General features: G+C 33.3%; 13 protein-coding genes. 4 read left to right on the top strand and 9 right to left on the bottom strand.

The window, feature by feature from the left end; genetic code table 11:
- Positions 1 to 84: 84 nt before the first annotated feature.
- Entirely contained in the window at positions 85 to 2,529 is a 2,445-nt protein-coding gene (locus tag D1818_RS03580) for a S9 family peptidase (RefSeq protein ID WP_118456428.1), read from the bottom strand.
- A gap of 110 nt (positions 2,530 to 2,639) precedes the next feature.
- Positions 2,640 to 3,404: an alpha/beta fold hydrolase gene (locus D1818_RS03575; protein ID WP_199726271.1), complete on the bottom strand. Its 765-nt coding sequence runs from the start codon at positions 3,402 to 3,404 to the stop codon at positions 2,640 to 2,642.
- Between the two features lie 127 nt (positions 3,405 to 3,531).
- Between D1818_RS03575 and D1818_RS03570 the strand changes: the two genes are divergently transcribed.
- Positions 3,532 to 5,409, top strand: a complete 1,878-nt coding sequence (locus D1818_RS03570) for a peptidase M61 (protein ID WP_118456427.1) — start codon at positions 3,532 to 3,534, stop codon at positions 5,407 to 5,409.
- A 125-nt stretch (positions 5,410 to 5,534) separates the two neighbouring features.
- Here D1818_RS03570 and ppk2 (D1818_RS03565) read toward each other — a convergent pair whose 3' ends face one another.
- The 5 genes from ppk2 (D1818_RS03565) to D1818_RS03545 form a co-directional block, all read right to left on the bottom strand.
- Entirely contained in the window at positions 5,535 to 6,329 is a 795-nt protein-coding gene (ppk2, locus tag D1818_RS03565) for a polyphosphate kinase 2 (protein ID WP_118456426.1), read from the bottom strand.
- A gap of 3 nt (positions 6,330 to 6,332) precedes the next feature.
- Positions 6,333 to 7,178 (bottom strand): polyphosphate kinase 2, encoded by an 846-nt coding sequence (ppk2, locus tag D1818_RS03560; protein WP_118456425.1) that lies wholly within the window; start codon positions 7,176 to 7,178, stop codon positions 6,333 to 6,335.
- A 67-nt stretch (positions 7,179 to 7,245) separates the two neighbouring features.
- On the bottom strand, positions 7,246 to 8,964 hold the full coding sequence (locus D1818_RS03555; protein WP_118456424.1) for an NAD(P)/FAD-dependent oxidoreductase: 1,719 nt from the start codon (positions 8,962 to 8,964) through the stop codon (positions 7,246 to 7,248).
- A 162-nt stretch (positions 8,965 to 9,126) separates the two neighbouring features.
- Entirely contained in the window at positions 9,127 to 9,579 is a 453-nt protein-coding gene (locus D1818_RS03550) for an SRPBCC domain-containing protein (protein ID WP_118456423.1), read from the bottom strand.
- The gene (locus tag D1818_RS03545; RefSeq protein ID WP_233558533.1) at positions 9,572 to 9,943 is read right to left on the bottom strand and encodes a helix-turn-helix transcriptional regulator; all 372 of its coding nucleotides are present in this window, start codon (positions 9,941 to 9,943) and stop codon (positions 9,572 to 9,574) included. Before D1818_RS03545 ends, D1818_RS03550 begins: the two co-directional genes overlap by 8 nt.
- Before the next feature lie 159 nt (positions 9,944 to 10,102).
- Between D1818_RS03545 and katG the strand changes: the two genes are divergently transcribed.
- Positions 10,103 to 12,310 (top strand): catalase/peroxidase HPI, encoded by a 2,208-nt coding sequence (gene katG / locus D1818_RS03540; protein ID WP_118456421.1) that lies wholly within the window; start codon positions 10,103 to 10,105, stop codon positions 12,308 to 12,310.
- A 123-nt stretch (positions 12,311 to 12,433) separates the two neighbouring features.
- Here katG and D1818_RS03535 read toward each other — a convergent pair whose 3' ends face one another.
- Entirely contained in the window at positions 12,434 to 13,165 is a 732-nt protein-coding gene (locus D1818_RS03535) for a carboxypeptidase-like regulatory domain-containing protein (protein WP_118456420.1), read from the bottom strand.
- Positions 13,166 to 13,509: 344 nt separating this feature from the next.
- On the opposite strand from D1818_RS03535, the gene D1818_RS03530 reads away from it, so the two are divergent.
- Both D1818_RS03530 and D1818_RS03525 read left to right on the top strand, forming a co-directional pair.
- Positions 13,510 to 15,369, top strand: a complete 1,860-nt coding sequence (locus D1818_RS03530; protein ID WP_118456419.1) for a DNA topoisomerase IV subunit B — start codon at positions 13,510 to 13,512, stop codon at positions 15,367 to 15,369.
- Positions 15,370 to 15,397: 28 nt separating this feature from the next.
- Positions 15,398 to 18,052 carry a DNA gyrase/topoisomerase IV subunit A gene (locus D1818_RS03525; RefSeq protein WP_118456418.1) on the top strand — a complete coding sequence of 885 codons (2,655 nt, stop codon included), beginning with the start codon at positions 15,398 to 15,400 and terminating at the stop codon, positions 18,050 to 18,052.
- A gap of 54 nt (positions 18,053 to 18,106) precedes the next feature.
- On the opposite strand, the gene D1818_RS03520 is transcribed toward D1818_RS03525, so the two are convergent.
- Entirely contained in the window at positions 18,107 to 19,117 is a 1,011-nt protein-coding gene (locus tag D1818_RS03520; protein ID WP_118456417.1) for a glycoside hydrolase family 11 protein, read from the bottom strand.
- Positions 19,118 to 19,254: the final 137 nt, after the last annotated feature.

Raw genomic sequence — 19,254 nt, 5'->3', positions numbered from 1 at the left:
TGAGATTGTTATAGTATAGACGGAAATAAAAAGAAGCCAGAAAAAAATAACTTTTCTGGCTTCTTTTTATTTGGTGTTATTTATCTAGTTAGTTCCATCAGATATTGGTGGTCTTCTGTTTTTAACATATTTTTCAAGCCATTGATCTTGCTCCCAAATCAAATGTAAAATTGACTCTTTAGCTCTATATCCATGACTTTCTTTCGGTAACATGATTAATCTTGCCGTTGCTCCTAAACCTTTTAAGGCATTAAAGTAACGCTCACTTTGTAATGGATACGTTCCAGAATTATTATCAGCTTCTCCGTGTATAAGTAGTAGAGGAGTCTTCATTTTATCGGCATGCATAAATGGAGACATAGTATAGTACACATCTGGAGCTTCCCAATAACTACGTTCTTCACTTTGAAAACCAAAAGGAGTTAGGGTTCTATTATATGCTCCACTTCTGGCAATCCCGGCAGCAAAAAGATCAGAGTGTGATAATAAGTTAGCAGTCATAAAGGCACCATAAGAATGTCCACCAACGGCTACACGATTTCTATCAATGTATCCTAACGCATCAACTGCATCAATGGCAGCCTTACCATTAGCGACTAATTGTTTTCTAAAAGAATCATTAGGCTCTTCATCTCCTTCGCCAACTATAGGAAAAGAAGCACCATCTAATACTACATATCCTCTTGTTACCCAATAAATCATGGAGCCCCAAAAAGGGTAGGTAAATTCATTAGGATTAGATGTAGATTGTGAAGCACTATTTTTATCTTTAAATTCTCTCGGATATGCCCATAAGATCATTGGCATTTTTTCTTTTTTTGCAGTATCATAACCAATAGGGAGATATAAAGTACCTGATAGTTCTAATCCATCTTCTCTTTTATATTTTATAACTTCTTTATGAACATCTTGTATTGCGGAGAAAGGGTTTTTGAAGTTGGTAATTTGCTTCAACCCGTTTTTAGTAGTAATATTTCTAATATAAAAGTTAGGGTATTCGCTAGGTGATTCGATACCTACAAGAAATTCTCCTTTTTTGATATTGGTGGCATAATAAATGTTCTCTACTTTATCAGTATAAGAAGATTGATAAACTCTTGTTGTCTTAGTGTCGCTTAGATTAAGCTTGTCTATAAAAGGAAATTGCCCATCTTTTGTGTAGCCATCACCCGTAAGATATACATGTTTCTTATCAATATTTACAACTGATTTTCCGTATTCGTTTCTAGTGTTTACAAAGCTTCCTGGATCACTGTATCTATCTTGATAATTTCGATCAAAAATGATTTTTGGTTTTTCTGAAAGTTTGTTGGGGTTAAAAACATATGTTTTCGTATTTCTAGTATTCCACCAATAATCATATGCAAATGCTACTTCATCAGTGCTACTCCATTGAATACCACTATATCGATTAATCGTTTTTAATAGCGAAACGGGGTCTTTATTAAAGGGTGCATCTTGTTGAAAAACTTCATCACGATATTCAACTTTGATATCAGGATCTCCTTTGTCTAAAGCTTCAGCCCAAGTTATAGATGCAGGCTTATCCGCTCTCCAATTCATAGATCTTTTTCCAGTTCTTGTGGACATAAAACCTTTTGGGCGAACTTCATCAATAGGAACTTGATTTACAATTTTAAAACTTTCCCCTGTACTTTTATAAATAGTAGTTTCCTTTGGAAATCGGTAATAGGGAACTAAATAAGAAAAGGGCTTTTCGATTTTTGTGATCATCACATATTCTCCATTAGGGGAAAACGAAAAATCACTATACATTCCAGCTGATGCCCATTCTTTTTTGGATCCGTCTATAGAAACTTTAGAAATTTCAGAAGTAGCTAGTTGTTCAAAATTATATTCGTCATTAGGGTTTTTTAGCAGATCTTGATACGTTCTGTTTTGTGCTTTTGTTCCTTCACTAACAGAAATTGTAGGACCTTTAGGAACGGTGTTTTGAGTATCAATTAAAGATTCTCTGTTCTTTGGTAAAAACTTTACTAAAAGTGCTGAATTATCTTTAAACCACCTGAAAGGTGAACCCATATTAGCATTCAAAGAAGCATCTGTAATTTTAGTAGCATTAAAAGTATTAATATCTAAAACCCATAATTCTACGCCATTTGCTGTAGTATTAGTAAAGGCTGCTTTTGTTTGATCCGGAGACCAAGCCACATAAGTAATTCTTGGATTATCAGGCAGACCAATTACTTGTTTAGCTTCTGTATCTCCAGTTTTCTTTAATTTAATGTTTTTATAATAATTAGCTCTACTAGAAATATTTGTTTTAGGATTAATTCTTAATCCCGCTAATCGCATTTCTTGTTCTGATAATTCTGTAATGGTTTTATAACCATCTCGATATAAAAAAATTAAATTTTCTCCTTTTTGATCTATTCTAACCGAAGGGGCTAATGTTACATCTACTAGATCTAAAATCTCTTTTACGGGTTTTTGATAAGGAAGATTCTCTTGTGCTTTAGCAATAGATATTACAAATAGTAGTAATAAAAATGATTTGACGAATTTCATAATATAAAAAGGTTGGTTTAAGAGGTTACGTTATTAATAATCAAAAATAGAGATTTAATTCTTCAAACATTTGATTTCATAGTGTTTTGGAGGATAATACTACCACGAATTCATAAATTTAGGGTAAAATCTTTAGTTTTCTTTAGTACAATGTCCGTTGATTCTTTATGAGGAGTGTGACCCACATTTGGTATAATAAGAGATTTAGATTTTCCTGAAGTTTTTTGAACAATACTCGAAACTTGATCCATCGAGCCATATTCATCGTTTTCTCCTTGAATAATGAGAGAAGGACATTGAATTGCAGGTAAGTAACTTTCTATATTCCAATCCTCGAATGATGGCGAAAGCCAAGTTTCTGTCCACATTCTAAATACATCTTCTGTTTTTTCACCGTGATACCTAGCGAGCTTTTCTTTTAAATTAGTAGTTTCATAAGCAACTTTTGCATTTCTTATCCCTTGCAAAGTTTCTTTTTCTACAAAAACGTGTGCTCCTTCAGTAATAATTCCTTTTATTTTTTTTGGATATAAAGAGGCTGCCAGTAATGCAATACTTCCTCCATCACTATGACCGAATAGTATTACATTTTTTAATGAAAGTTGATCTATTAATTTGGCGAGTACATCCGCTTCTTTATGAAGATAGTTTTTGTTTCTTTTTAATTCAGAAAAACTATTTGATTTACCATAGCCTTGGCGATCATAAGAAAGTACGTTGCAATTAATAAGGGCACTTATTTTTTTAGGGAAATCTCTCCAAAGCTCGATGCATCCGAGAGAATCGTGCAAAAATATGATCGTAGAAAGTAAAGGATTAAATGATTCGGGATTGTCAGAAAGCCGTAATCTATTTGTGTCAATTAAAATATCCAAAGTGATAGATAAATAAGTAAATAATTATCAAAAATAGGTTAAAGTCTATACAAATTATATATTTTGCGCGACCAAAGTTGTAACACTCACTAATTTTTTGCGTCTAGCATAATAAATAATTGAATACATGAAGAACATATTTATTACACTATCCATTAGTCTTTTGCTAATTGGATGTGGATCCATTAATCAATCAAACGATATTGCTTCTAAAACACCAATTGCTACAGAGGTAGACTTAACACAAATAACAGATGATAAAGTTCCTGTTGTAATAAATCCAGGACGTTTTATTCAAGACACAGTAAAATACTACTTACCAAAAGTTGTGCAAGGGACATATGCAGTTAGTGATTTTGGGAAATTTGTGGATGATTTCAGAGCGTTAGATTATAATGGAGTAGAGTTGGCTACAGAAAAATTAGATTCGAATACGTGGTTAATTACAAATGCTAAACAATTAGATAAAATTATATATCAGGTAAATGATACTTATGATATAGAAAATACTAGTGTAGAAACACCTTTTTCTCCATCTGGAACAAATATAGAGACAGATAATTTTGTATTGAACTTACATGGGTTTATAGGATATTTTGATGTATTGAAAAATAATCAATATGCATTAGAAGTAAAAGCACCAACCGATATGCAAAGAACTTCTGCATTACAAAATGTTGGATCCGAAAAGAATGAAGATGGAACTATTACTACAGATAAGTATTTTGCAGCTAGGTATTTTGATGTTACAGACAACCCGATGATGTATGGTAAATTAGATGTAGAAGAATTCGAAGTAGGAGGGATCAAAATAGTTTTAAGTGTTTATTCTCCAAATAAAGCGTATACCGCGGCAGGGATTAAAGAGACCGTTTTTAAAATGATGAAGGCTCAAAAAGCGTATTTAGGAGATATCGATAGTACACCTAGATATGATATCTATTTATATCTAGCACCTCAATCGCAAACAGCACCAACAGGTTTTGGAGCACTAGAGCATCATACATCTACAGTGGTTGTGCTACCAGAAGCAATTCCAGAAGATGCATTGACATCAGCAATGATAGATGTAGTATCTCATGAGTTTTTTCATATAGTTACTCCATTAAGTGTACATTCTGAAGATGTCCATTATTTTGATTATAATGATCCAACGTTTTCCAAACATTTATGGATGTATGAAGGAGTTACAGAATATTTTGCAAGTGTTTTCCAAATTAATCAAGACTTAGTAGGAGAAGATGAGTTTTATACTAAAATGATGGGTAAAATCGAATCTGCTAGTAGGTACGATGATGCAATGAGTTTTACTGTAATGAGCGAAAATATACTGAATGAACCTTATGCTAAGAATTATGCAAATGTTTATGAAAAAGGAGCTTTGATAGGAATGTGTATTGATATATTAATGAGAGAAGAAAGTAACGGAAACCGTGGTATTTTATCACTAATGAAGGAATTGTCATTAAAATATGGAAAAAACAAACCTTTTGAGGATGATAAGATTATTGAAGAAATAACAGCAATGACATACCCATCTATAGGAGAATTTTTAAAAACTCATGTGATAGGTAATACTCCGATTAATTATAATGACTTTTTTCAAAAAGTAGGACTTTCTATTGGTGCTAAAGATATAGAAACTGATTACGTTAGAAACGGCAGTGCTATTATAGTTGGTGGAGATCAGGATAAAGGAACTATTTTCTTTACAGAATTAGTAGCAGAAAATAGTTTTTGGGCAGATAATGGGGTACGAGCTTATGATGTAATAAAAGAGGTTAATGGAACAAAATTAACTTTAACGAATGCTAATTCGGTATTGCAGGGAACACTTCAGTGGCAAGAAGGTGATGATGTAGAAGTAAAGTTAGATAGAGCAGGAGAAGAGATTGTTGTAAAAACCAAATTGACAAAATCTTTTACAAAAGGAGAAGTTTTAAGTGATATCGAAGCTCCAACAAAAGATCAATTAGCACTAAGAAACGCTTGGTTAAAAGGATAATCTAAGGAAAGTATACAGAAAAAAGAGGCTTTCTGGAAAGTGAACAAAACCTGAAACTGTCCGTCTCTGGATGAAGCTCAGTTTGACATAATAAAGTTGTTTTTCAGAAAGTCTTTTTTTTAGTGTTATTGGTTATAAGGGATTTTATCTAAAACATGTTGAATCGCTTCGATTCTTGCTTTTGTTTTTCTATCGGCTTCGATAATAATCCAAGGAGATTTTTCTGTATTCGTATGTTCGAACATTTTTACCTTATACTTGGTATACTCGTCCCATAATTCTTGGGCACTTTCATCTACTTTGGTCATTTTCCATTTTTTAAGAGGGCTCATTTTTATATCTTTAAATCTGCGTGCCTGTTCTTCTTTGGTAATAGAAAAATAGAATTTAATCAGATAGGTGTCAGATTCTAATAACATTCTTTCGAAATCATTTACCTGACCCATAAAAGTTTGATATTGCTGTTGCGTACAAAAATTATTGACAGGCTCTACAACTGCCCGATTATACCAGCTACGGTCAAAAAAAACGATCTCTCCAGGCTGTGGGAGTTGATTGATATACCGCTGAAAATACCATTGTCCTTCTTCTTCTTTTGAAGGTTTAGGTAATGCAATAATGCGGAATTGTCTTGGATTAATATGAGCAGTTATTCTCCTTATTGCACCTCCTTTTCCAGCAGCATCACGACCTTCAAAAAGTATAACAATTTTCTTTCCGTTTTTTATAGTCCATTCTTGTAGTTTAATTAATTCTACTTGTAATTCTTTTAACTCTGTTTCATACTGAGCCATGCGAATGACCTTTTGTAAATCAATCTTTTTATCTGCAAATAGATATTTAAGACCAATACTGGAGTTTAGTAGTGTTAGGTTTTCTTCAGAAAGATCTATTTGTTGAGTTTTTTGAGTTTCTGACATGTCTTAAATATCTATTTGTTCAACAAATCTATAATATCGTAAAATAACATTTGGATCGGGTAGTATAGTGGTTTTTGCTTTCGATCTGCCCATATAGTCAAATTGAGAAAGTACATATCGCATACTTTCTAATCTTGCGGTCTTTTTATTATTTGTTTTCACGATAACCCAAGGACTAAACGTAGTATGAGTTTTAGAGAACATTTGTTCTTTATAATGACTGTATTTATTCCATAATTTTTGCCCTTCCATATCCACAGGACTAAATTTCCATACTTTAAGAGGGTTTTTTAATCTGGCATCAAAGCGTTTTTTCTGTTCTTCTTTAGAGATAGAGAACCAAAATTTTATAACAATAATACCATCTTCATAAAGCATGTGTTCAAATTCTGGTACTTGCACCATGAATTTTTTATACTGTTTGTTATTGCAAAAACCCATTACAGGCTCCACTACAGCGCGATTATACCAACTACGATCAAAAAAAACGATTTCACCAGGATTTGGTAATTCTTTAATATATCTTCTAAAATACCATTGTCCCTTTTCTATTTCAGTAGGTTTTGTTAGTGCTACTATTCTCATAGAACGAGGATTAAGATGTTCTGTAAAACGTTTAATAGAACCTCCTTTTCCGGCAGCATCACGACCCTCAAAAATTACAGCTACTCGTAGTTTCTTTTTAGCAATCCAATTTTGAAGATTCACCAATTCTGCTTGTAAGAATCTAAGCTCTTCCTCATATCTGATTTTAGCCAATATTTTATTTATATCAATATTTTTTTGATGGGCTAAATCAATAAGTTGTTTCCGTTTTTGAACGCTGCTTAATTCTTCTACTGTGAACATATGATAACTAAGGTTAGTTTTTAGTGGGTGGTGTTATAAAGATAAGAAGAATATTTATTAATTTCTGCTAGTCTATTTCTGGGAATCCACCAACACCAGCTGCTAAGCGATCTTTTTTTACCTGAATCTTTTTACGCATCCAATCAGGATATTCACTGTCGTCTTCTGCTTCATAAATTCTAATATTCTGATTATCATCAGGAAGTATAAGGTCTTCCTGTCTGCATTTAAGAATTTTTGCTGCAGTCTCTACTCCAGAATAACCTGCTCCTGCTACTCCATGGGATAATACACTGGCACCACATAAATATAGGTTTTCAATTTCACTTTTTGCTTTATAAGCAAAAGGTCCAATTTGCCAAAAACTTTTTTCTGTTCCATATACACAACCATTAGTAGAGTTAATATAGTATTCATTGGTTATTGGAGTACCTAATTCTTTTTGTACAATTTTATCGCCAACTCCTGGAATAACTGTTTCTAAAGTTCTTATCATTTTTTTGATCAGCTTTTCCTTAAAAATTAGATAAGATTCAGAACGTCTGTCACCTTCATTTTTGTAGGCATTGAACGATTTGTGATTGATGTATGTAATTGCTTCTATTGTATGATACCTACCGTCAAAACTTATGGGGTCTTTTAACGTTGTACAGCTAATAAACATTCCTGGAAATGTATCTCCTTCTAAAAGGTCTATTTTCTGGGTTTCTTCAAAAACTTTGTCAAGATCCTCGTTGTTCATCATCCAGATATTACCGGAATCTAAACCTGCTTTTCTAACATCCATATCCACGGTTAAGAAAAGCATTAGGGAAGTACAAGAGTATTTTGTTTTATCAAGACGCTTACTTAGCTTTTTACTGATATTGTTTCTCCCTATTAAATCAAGAAATGTCTTATCAGGGTCTGCGTTAGAGATAATTCTTTTCGCAAAAATCTTTTCTCCACTTTCTAGTTCTACTCCAGTAGCTTTCTTTTTCTTATCTCCTTCCAGTAAAATTTGTTTTACTTTTTTACTAGTTCTTATTTCTCCTTTATGTTCTTTTATCGCATTGGTCATGGCTTTTACCAATGCTCCGCCACCACCAATAGGGTAGTAGCCACCACTAGAGTAATGCCCCATAACAGCTGCGTGTAACGGAAAACTAGCTTTAGAAGGTGGTAAACCATGATCTCCAATCTGTATATTTAGAACAGCTTTGAGTAATGGGCTCTTTATATGTTTTTTTATTACTTTTCTTAAACTAAAAACACTGTATTTTCCCATGTTCTTAGTGCGAAAAGGTATTGTAAGATGCGCCCAAAAACCCTTTACTTTGGGAATTAATTGTAGCTCATAGCATACATCACTAACAAGCTTTAAATAACTTGCTACTCCTTTTTCTTCTTCAGGAAACCGTTTAGCTAGTACTTCTTTTATGTTTTCATATCCAGCGGGCATATCAATACGTTCTTTGCCAATCCAGCAATGTTCATAAGCCTTAGGATTCATTCTAAAAAAAGAAATATTATTAGCAATACCAAGCCCTTCATAAAGTGTGCTGGTTGATTCCCCTTTGTTTAGTAAACCTACATAATGAACTCCAGGTGTAAAACGGTATCCATTTAGATAAAAACTATGACACCATCCACCAGGAACATCGTGTTGTTCTAATACCAATACCTTTTGACCTGAACGAGCTAAACATATTGCTGCAGAAAGACCTCCTGCACCTGAGCCAATTATAATAGTGTCATACTCTTTATTTTGTTTCAGAGCGTTTTCAGCATCTTTTTCTTTTTCCATAAACTTTAATACCAATAGTTACAATTCACTTTCTTTAGCAGTTTTTTGTTAAAGGTATTATTTTTTTAGGATAGCGAAGAAGTAGCCGACTAGCACATCTTATTTTTTTAATATTAAATACTTAAGATTTATAATTTCCAGTAGATTAAGTTCATGTTATTTTTAATCTGAAACCTGAACAAAGACACCTAATCTATCAAAAACAGACCCCCATCCGTTCATAAAGCCCATTTTTTCTTGTTGTTGACAATATTCTTCAGTAGCGTGAACTACATTAAAAGTGAAATTGGTTTTATCTCCGTCTTCTTCAAACAGTGCTTGTATTTCTACACCTTCGGTCATCGGTTTAAAATTAGCTGATGAAATTATTTTTTGAAACGCTACAATTTCTGTATAAATACCATCTGCTATGAATTCATTTCCATCTGGCATAAGCATAGCATATTTCCATGTTCCACCTTCACTAAAATTATGTTCTATTATTTTAGTTTCCATTCCTTTTGGTCCCCACCATTGCGCAATATGTTCTGACTGTGACCATGCTTCCCAGACTAATTTAATGGGTGCATTAAAGGTTCTCTTTAAGGATAGTGTGCGATTGTTTAAGTTACTCATTGTCTTTGGTTTTAGATTGTAATTGGTTTAAATAATTTTCGAAGGAATCTAATTTTTCCTCCCATAAAGTTTTGTATTGATCTATCCATAGAAAAGCTGGAAGCAGGTTTCTAGGTTGAATTAAACAGTAACGTTCTCTACCTTGTTTGTTTATGGAAATGATACCACATTCTTCAAGAATTTTGATATGTTTTGAAATGGCAGGACGACTGATGTCAAATTTTTCGGCAATAGCATTGATAGACAGTGTTTGTTCTGCTAAAAGGGAAATAATATCTCTTCTCACTGGATCTGCAATAGCTTGAAAAACGTCTCTTCTCATTATTAAATGTAACTGATTGGTTACAAATATATATGTAATCATTTGGTTACACAAATATTCGTTAGATTAATTTTATGAGGATTACGAATGAAGTATAGATTTTATTTATTGTTAGTTCATTTAAATATATAATTAATCTATATGTAATAGAAATGCAATTCATTAAATTTGGAAAGACATACTTTAAAACTCGATAAAATTATGGATAACACAGGAAGTTACAATATTAATGGTGAGGGCGATATTAGTAAATGTCCTTTTATGGGCGGAACTGCTAAGGCCTCTGCTGGTCAAGGTACCACAAATCGTGATTGGTGGCCAAATGAATTAAAATTAAATATTCTTCGTCAGAATGCAACAAAATCTGATCCAATGGGAAAAGATTTTGATTATGCTAAGGCATTTAATAGTGTTAATTATGAAGAACTTAAAGCAGATGTAGTGGCTTTAATGACAGACTCTCAAGATTGGTGGCCAGCAGATTATGGTCATTATGGCGGGTTAATGATACGTATGGCATGGCATAGTGCTGGTACGTATCGTGTAGGTGATGGTAGAGGAGGAGCAGCTACCGGTAATCAGCGTTTTGCACCTTTAAATAGTTGGCCAGATAATGGTAACTTAGATAAAGCACGTTTATTACTATGGCCTATTAAACAAAAATATGGTCAGAAAATTTCTTGGGCGGACTTAATGATTCTTGCAGGCAATTGTGCAATAGAGTCTATGGGATTAAAAACATTTGGTTTTGCCGGTGGTAGAGAAGATGTATGGGAACCGGAACAAGATGTATATTGGGGAGACGAGACAGAGTGGTTAGCTAATAAAGAACGTTTTGCTCATGGAACTCTGGAGGGTCATCTAGGTGCTGCTCATATGGGATTAATATATGTGAATCCAGAAGGGCCGAACGGTTCTTCAAATCCATTAGAAACAGCCAAGCTTATGAGAGAAACTTTTGGACGTATGGCGATGAATGATGAAGAAACTGTGGCACTTGCAGCAGGAGGTCATACTTTTGGTAAGGCCCATGGTGCTGCTGATCCAGATAAATATGTCGGGGTTGAACCTCATGGGGCTTCTATTGAACAAATGAGTACGGGGTGGAAAAACACTTATGGAACAGGGGTATTAGATGATGCTATTACCAGTGGTTTGGAAGGTGCTTGGACACCTAATCCGGATAAATGGGATTATGATTATTTCAAAGTATTATTGGATTATGATTGGGAGTTAACAAAAAGCCCGGCAGGTGCAAGTCAATGGACTCCTAAAGCAGATTCCGGTGCGCCAACTGCACCAACTGCTGGTGACCCTTCAAAAAGGCAAGCTTTGATGATGACGGATGCTGATATAGCATTAAAAATAGATCCTGACTATTTAAAAATCTCTCAACGTTTTCGTAATAATCCAGAAGAATTTGAAGATGCTTTTATAAGAGCTTGGTACAAATTAACACATAGAGATATGGGACCAGTGTCTTGTTATTTAGGACCTGAAGTTCCAACTGAGGAATTAATTTGGCAAGATCCTATTCCTGCAGGAACATCTCTTAAGGATTCGGATATTATCTCTTTAAAAAAAATGATTTCAGTTTCTGGTCTAACGGTATCACAGCTAGTAACGACAGCTTGGGCATCTGCCTCTACATTTAGAGGTTCTGATAAGCGTGGAGGAGCAAATGGAGGACGTCTTCGTTTAGAACCACAAAGGAGTTGGGAGGTAAATAGTCCAAAGGCTTTATCTACGGTATTAGATGTTTATCAAGGAATTCAAAAAGATTTTTCTGGAGATGTTTCTATGGCAGACCTTATTGTACTTGGTGGTAATGTCGGTGTAGAATTAGCGGCTAAAAATGCAGGATACGATGTGTCTGTTCCTTTTACAAGTGGTAGAGGAGATGCAACACAAGAACAAACGGATGTCAATTCATTCGGACATTTAGAGCCATTAGCTGATGGGTTTAGAAATTACTTGAGGGGTGATTTAAAATTAGCTGCAGAAGAATTGCTAATAGATCGCGCTCAATTACTAACATTGTCGATTCCGGAAATGACAGTTCTTGTAGGAGGTTTAAGAGTGTTAGGAGCAAATTATGATCAGTCTAATCATGGAGTATTTACGGATAATGTTGGTGCTTTGACCAATGACTTCTTTAAAAACATTTTAGATTTTACATATACTTGGAAACCTACATCAAAAGATGATACTTTGTTTGAAGGTAGTGACCGTAGAACAGGAGTAGCTAAGTTTACTGGTACTAGAGCTGATCTTATTTTTGGTTCTAATACCGAATTAAGAGCAGTTACGGAGGTATATGCTTCTGAAGATGCAAAGGAAAAATTTGTACAAGATTTTGTAGCAGCTTGGGCTAAGGTTATGAATCTAGATCGATTTGACTTGAAATAGAGTAGAGATAGTTTCGAGAAATCAGATATATTTTTAAGTAAGGTGATCTTGAAAAAGATCACCTTTTTTTTTATTCAAAAAATTCATATTCGTAACTTTAAGAATATAATTAAACTTTAGTATTTACGGAATAACTATAGAAACTGCATCTGCAGTAATAGGATTTACATTAGGAAACACGGTAACGCCTAGATCTGGATCCATATATGAATTGCTATAGAAATTATCACCATATACTTTAAACCATAACGTATCTCCAGGTTCAAAACCTAAATTTATGAAAAAAGCTATTGAAAAAGTTAGATTAGCAAGATTCGAGTTAGTTCCTACAATAGGTGAAAATTCGGTGTAAATTTCATTACTTACATTCTCGCTGTTATGATAAAAAATTCGTAATCTTTTTACCAGTAAGTCTTCTGTTTCAGGACGAGTGACCGTAAGAATAATGAAATTGCCGTTTATTACTACTGTATTTTCTGTTATAATACTATTAGAGATTTGACCAAGTTTTAATTGTTCTGGGATTAATGTAAATTCACCTACGTCGGTATGTTCTACATCAAAACGTTTGTAGGTTCCAAAACCTTCCTTTTCATATACTATAGTATAGGTTCCGAAGGGGACATTTTTTAAGTTGTAATTTCCGTTTAGATCTGTTGTAGCAGTTATTAAGGGAGAACTTCCCTCTAAAGAAATAGTCATGTTTGTATTGTCAATAATGTTCTGATCATCGTCATAAAGTTCGACGGTTCCAATGATATCCGCGGAAGGAATCAGTGCAGTATTGTCATCACTACTGCAGCTTGTTAATAATACTAAAGAAAGTACAAAAAGTAAGATGAATCTTTTTTTCATAATAAATGTGTTTAGGTAAAAAGTTTATTGAACATTGTTCCTGATTTAAGATAGGAATAATGTACAGGAAGTAGGTGTTGTGTTTTGATTATGAGTTGTTTATGAGGTTGTGTAAAGGTGTTCAATTATTTTAAAAAGATATATAAGGGTTTTCTCGTGTTTTATAGGTGTTTTTCTTTGGAGGTTAAAAAAAATGATTGACAAGTACTTCTTAGAAAATCTTCAATTTACTGTAAGCCAAATAATCAACAAAAAACAAGCTGTAATTGTTAATTACTTTGTAGTGTATCTATTTTAATTCCGTAAGTGAAACCTTATATTAGCAAGCATTCTACCCAAAATTTATGAGTAAGGAAACTAAATATACCGAAGATAATATACGATCCCTCGACTGGAAAGAACATATCCGTATGCGACCTGGTATGTATATTGGTAAACTTGGAGATGGATCATCTGCGGATGATGGAATTTATATTTTACTAAAAGAAGTACTTGATAATTCTATTGATGAATATGTCATGGGTGCTGGTAAAACTATTGAGATTTCCATTCAAGGAGATAAAGTGATTGTAAGAGATTATGGTCGTGGGATTCCATTAGGTAAAGTAGTAGATGTAGTTTCTAAGATGAATACTGGAGGTAAATATGATTCCAGAGCATTTAAGAAGTCTGTTGGGTTAAATGGAGTTGGTACTAAGGCTGTAAATGCATTATCTAAATTTTTTAGAGTAGAATCCACACGGGATGGGAAATCGGCTTCTGCAGAATTTGAGAAAGGGAATCTAACGAATCAGGATGTTTTAGAAGAAACCTCTCGCAGAAAAGGAACAAAAGTTTCGTTTGTGCCAGATGATACCATTTTTAAAAATTATAAGTATCGTACAGAGTACGTTGCGAAGATGCTTAAAAATTATGTGTATCTAAATCCAGGATTAACTATATTATTTAATGGAGAAAAATATTTTTCTGAAAACGGATTAAAAGATCTTCTTTCTGATACTATCAATGAAGATGATCGATTGTATCCTATTATTCATTTGTTAGGAGAAGATATCGAAATTGCTATTACACATAGTAAAACACAGTACAGTGAGGAGTATCATTCTTTTGTAAATGGACAGAATACAACGCAAGGAGGAACACATCAGGCTGCTTTTAGAGAAGCAATAGTGAAAACAATTAGAGAGTTTTATGGTAAAAACTATGAAGCCAGTGATATTCGTAAATCAATTGTATCTGCAATAAGTATAAAAGTAATGGAACCGGTTTTTGAGAGTCAAACCAAAACCAAATTAGGTTCTACAGAAATGGGTGGAAAACTACCAACTGTGCGTACTTTTATTAATGACTTTATAAAAACTAAACTTGATAACTTTTTACATAAGAATTCGGATGTAGCAGAAAGTGTTCAGCGCAAGATATTACAAGCAGAACGAGAACGTAAAGATTTATCTGGGATACGTAAACTAGCGCGTGAACGTGCTAAAAAGGCAAGTTTACATAATAAAAAATTAAGAGATTGTCGTGTGCATCTTACAGATAGTAAGAAAGATCGAAATCTAGAGAGTACTTTGTTTATTACCGAGGGAGACTCTGCAAGTGGTTCTATAACAAAATCAAGAGATGTAAATACGCAAGCAGTTTTTAGTTTACGTGGTAAGCCCTTGAATTGCTATAACATGAGCAAGAAAATTGTGTATGAGAATGAAGAGTTCAATCTATTGCAAGCGGCACTTAATATAGAAGAGTCATTAGAGGATCTTAGATATAATAATATTGTTATTGCTACCGATGCCGATGTAGATGGAATGCACATTAGGCTTTTGTTGATTACATTCTTTCTACAGTTTTTTCCAGAAGTTATTAAAGAAGGACATTTGTATATTTTGCAAACACCATTATTTAGAGTTAGAAATAAAAAAGAAACTATTTATTGCTATTCTGAACAAGAAAGAAGAGATGCCATTACTAAACTATCTGGAAAACCAGAAATCACCCGATTTAAGGGACTGGGAGAAATTTCTCCAGATGAATTTGTGCATTTTATTGGAGATGATATTCGTTTAGATCCTGTAATGTTGGATAAAGAAAAACCTATTGAGGAGTTATTATCTTTTTATATGGGAAAAAATACACCTAATAGACAAGAGTTTATTATAGAAAATCTTAAAGTAGAGTTAGATACTATAGAAGAAGAATTATAAGGATACAAAAAGTGCCCCCGGAAAAGGTATGGATATAGAAAACGAAAACGAAGAACTACATAGTGAGTTAACTCCAGAAGATCATCAGCCTCAGGAAGTGATTACAAAGGTTACCGGAATGTATAAGGATTGGTTTCTGGATTACGCATCCTATGTAATCTTAGAAAGAGCAGTACCATCAATAGAAGATGGGCTGAAACCTGTTCAGCGTAGAATTCTACATTCTATGAAAGACTTAGATGATGGTAGATATAATAAAGTAGCTAATATTGTAGGACATACTATGCAGTATCATCCACATGGTGATGCTAGTATTGCAGATGCAATGGTACAGATTGGACAAAAAGATCTGTTAATTGATATGCAGGGTAACTGGGGTAATATACTCACTGGCGACAGAGCGGCAGCTTCTAGGTATATAGAAGCGCGATTATCTAAATTTGCACTAGATGTAGTATATAACCCTAAAGTAACAGATTGGCAGTTATCGTATGATGGAAGAAAGAAAGAGCCGATTAATTTACCTATAAAATTTCCTTTATTATTAGCACAAGGAGCAGAAGGGATTGCAGTAGGACTTAGTACTAAAATTCTACCTCATAATTTTTTAGAATTGATCGATGCTTCTATTAAACATCTGCAGGGTAAACGGTTTACAATTTTACCAGATTTTCCAACTGCAGGAATAGCAGACTTTACTAATTACAATGATGGTAATCGTGGGGGTAAAGTTAGAGTACGTGCAAAAATCTCTCAATTAGATAAGAACACGCTGGTTATAAGTGAGATACCTTTCTCTACTACAACTTCTAGTTTAATTGATTCTATCTTAAAAGCGAATGAAAAAGGTAAGATAAAAATTAAAAAAATAGAGGATAATACTGCTGCAGAAGTAGAAATTTTAGTGCATTTGCCAGGAGGTATTTCTCCGGATAAAACTATCGATGCTTTATATGCTTTTACGAATTGCGAGTCATCTATTTCTCCTTTGGGATGTGTGATTGAAGATAATAGCAGACCTAATTTTATAGGAGTCTCCGAAATGCTAAAACGTTCTACAGATCATACTGTAGAGTTATTGAAGAAGGAATTAGAAATTCAGTTAAACGAATTACAGGAGCAATGGCATTTCGCATCATTAGAAAGAATTTTTATCGAAAACCGTATTTATCGCGAAATTGAGGAAGAAGAAACTTGGGAAGGAGTAATAAAGGCTATTGATAAAGGTTTACAACCACATATAAAACATTTAAAGCGAGCTGTTACCGAAGAAGATATTGTTCGTTTAACAGAAATTAGAATTAAAAGAATCTCAAAATTTGATATCGATAAGGCACAACAGAAGATTGAAGCTTTAGAAGAAGATATTGCTCAGGTAAAACATCATTTGGCACATCTTATTGAGTATGCTGTTTCCTATTTTAAAAGACTGAAAAGTACCTATGGTAAAGGATGGGAGCGAAAAACTGAAATAAGAATTTTTGACGACATAGAAGCGACTAAAGTTGTTATCAGAAATACAAAGCTGTACGTAAATCGTGAAGAAGGATTTGTTGGTACATCGCTTCGTAAAAATGAATATGTTACTGATTGTTCTGATATTGATGATATTATATGTTTTACAGCAGAGGGTAAACTGATGATAACTAAAGTAGATGCTAAGACCTTTGTAGGTAAGGATATTATACATGTTGCTGTCTTTAAAAAGAAAGATAAGCGTACTATTTATAATATGATTTATCAAGATGGTCGAGGAGGAGCATCTTATGTGAAACGTTTTGCGGTTACAGGAGTTACAAGAGATAAAGAATATGATTTAACACAAGGGAAGAAAAGTTCTAAGGTTACTTATTTTACTGCAAACCCAAACGGAGAAGCAGAGATAATTACTATTTTCTTGCGTCAGGCAGGAAGTGTGAAGAAATTAAAGTTTGATCTTAATTTTTCCGATCTATTGATAAAAGGGAGAGGTGTTAAAGGTAATATTGTTACTAAATATAATATCAAAAAAATTGAATTAAAAGAACAGGGTGTTTCTACTTTAAAGCCTCGTAAAATCTGGTTTGATGATACTGTACAAAGATTGAATGTAGATGGAAGAGGGGAATTGCTAGGAGAATTTAAAGGAGAAGATAGATTGCTGGTTATTAGTCAAAAAGGACTTCTTAAAACCATTATTCCTGAGATAACTGTGCACTTTGGTTCTGATATGGTGGTACTTGAAAAATGGAAGCCAATGAAGCCTATCTCTGCTATTTATTGGGACGGAGAGAAAGAAAAGTATTATGTAAAACGATTTTTAGTCGAAAATGCGGATCGTGAAGAGACATTTATTTCGGATCATCAGAAGTCATTTTTAGAAATAGTTTCTACAGATCATAGACCCGTAGCAGAAATAGTGTATAATAAATTAAGAGGTAAAGATCAGAAACCGAATGATGAAATAAGTTTAGAGGATTTCATCTCTGTCAAAGGAATTAAAGCACAGGGCAATCAATTGACTACAGAAAAGGTGAGGCAGATAAATTTATTAGAATCTTTACCATATGATGAACCTGAAGAGCTACCTGCAGAAGAAATCGAAGTAATAGAAGAAGAAGCGGTTTCATCTGGTTCCAAAAACACTTCTGGGATTGGTAATTCTGAAGATGATGAGAATAGTGATCAACCAACATTATTCTAAAAAAAATATGGAAGAACTATAAATCATAATCACAGAAATGATTTATAGTTCTTGTTAATAGATAATCAACTTATCTACAACTCTTTGGTTATCTGTACTTAGTAAGACAAAGTAAACCCCCTTTGTTAGATTAGAGATTTTGTCTGTGTTCTCTGTATGATTATAGCTTTTTGATATTATAGTTTTTCCGGTGGTGTCATATATTTTGAGTTTTTTTATTGAATTAGAGGTGTTTTTAAATTTTATATATGCTTCATCTTTTGTAGGGTTAGGATAAATCTCAAAGTATGAATTAGGATTGTTACTATTATTTATTCCTAAAGTAGTATTATCTACAAATACATCAAGCTCTGTAAATTCAAAATTACCGCTACTTTGGTATCCCTCTACAACAAAAGAAACTTCATGTAATTTACCTAAATTCATATCAATAGACTCCCATTGATTAAAATGCTCTGAAATATCTATAGTACCACTATTTCTTGTATCTCTTCTTATGCTAAAATATTGTTGAAACGTAGCGATACCCACAATCGAAGGTTGATTCACTCTTGTGTTCTCGTATACATCATACATACTTCCGTTTATTTCAAAAGATTTTTTTAAAACAGCCCCCTCTACCATTGATGGAATCCAATTACGCCAATCTTCAATGATATAATATTCTACAAGAGGCTCGATAGTCCATCCATAAATAGACAAATAGGAGTTCCCTGAATTGGTAGAGGGGTTGTAATTACAATTGTAAGTGGTGTAAAAATCTCCGATTTCTTGATGTAGTTGGGTTTGATCATATCCTAAACCTCTTCTTGCTAAATAGTTCAATATGCCATCCCATTCTCCGCTAAATAAAGCTTCATTACCAAGTGTCATACAAGCAGTCCCTTGTGAATTTTGATTCCATAATTCATATCTGAATCCATCTTCTTCTCCAGCAATCTGTTCTGCTCCTGATTGTATGCAATAGGTTTGTGCTTTGCTACTTAGAATATTTCCTAAAAGAAACATAAATAGTAATATTGTTAGAATTGTGTGATTTTGTCGTTTAGGGAATTGTTTATTCATAATTGTTATTTATTAAAAATCTTATTTTTAGTAATTTAAATAACTTACTTAAAGTAATACTTTAGTTATTTAAATCGGAATAAAATTCTTTAATAACAACGAAAAACAAAAATTATTGAGGGTGTTAAATGTTTTTT

The sequence above is a fragment of the Aquimarina sp. BL5 genome, assembly GCF_003443675.1.
Classification (GTDB): Bacteria; Bacteroidota; Bacteroidia; order Flavobacteriales; family Flavobacteriaceae; genus Aquimarina.
The sequence above is the reverse complement of the archived record's forward strand: the minus strand, read 5'-3'. Positions and strand labels throughout refer to the sequence as shown.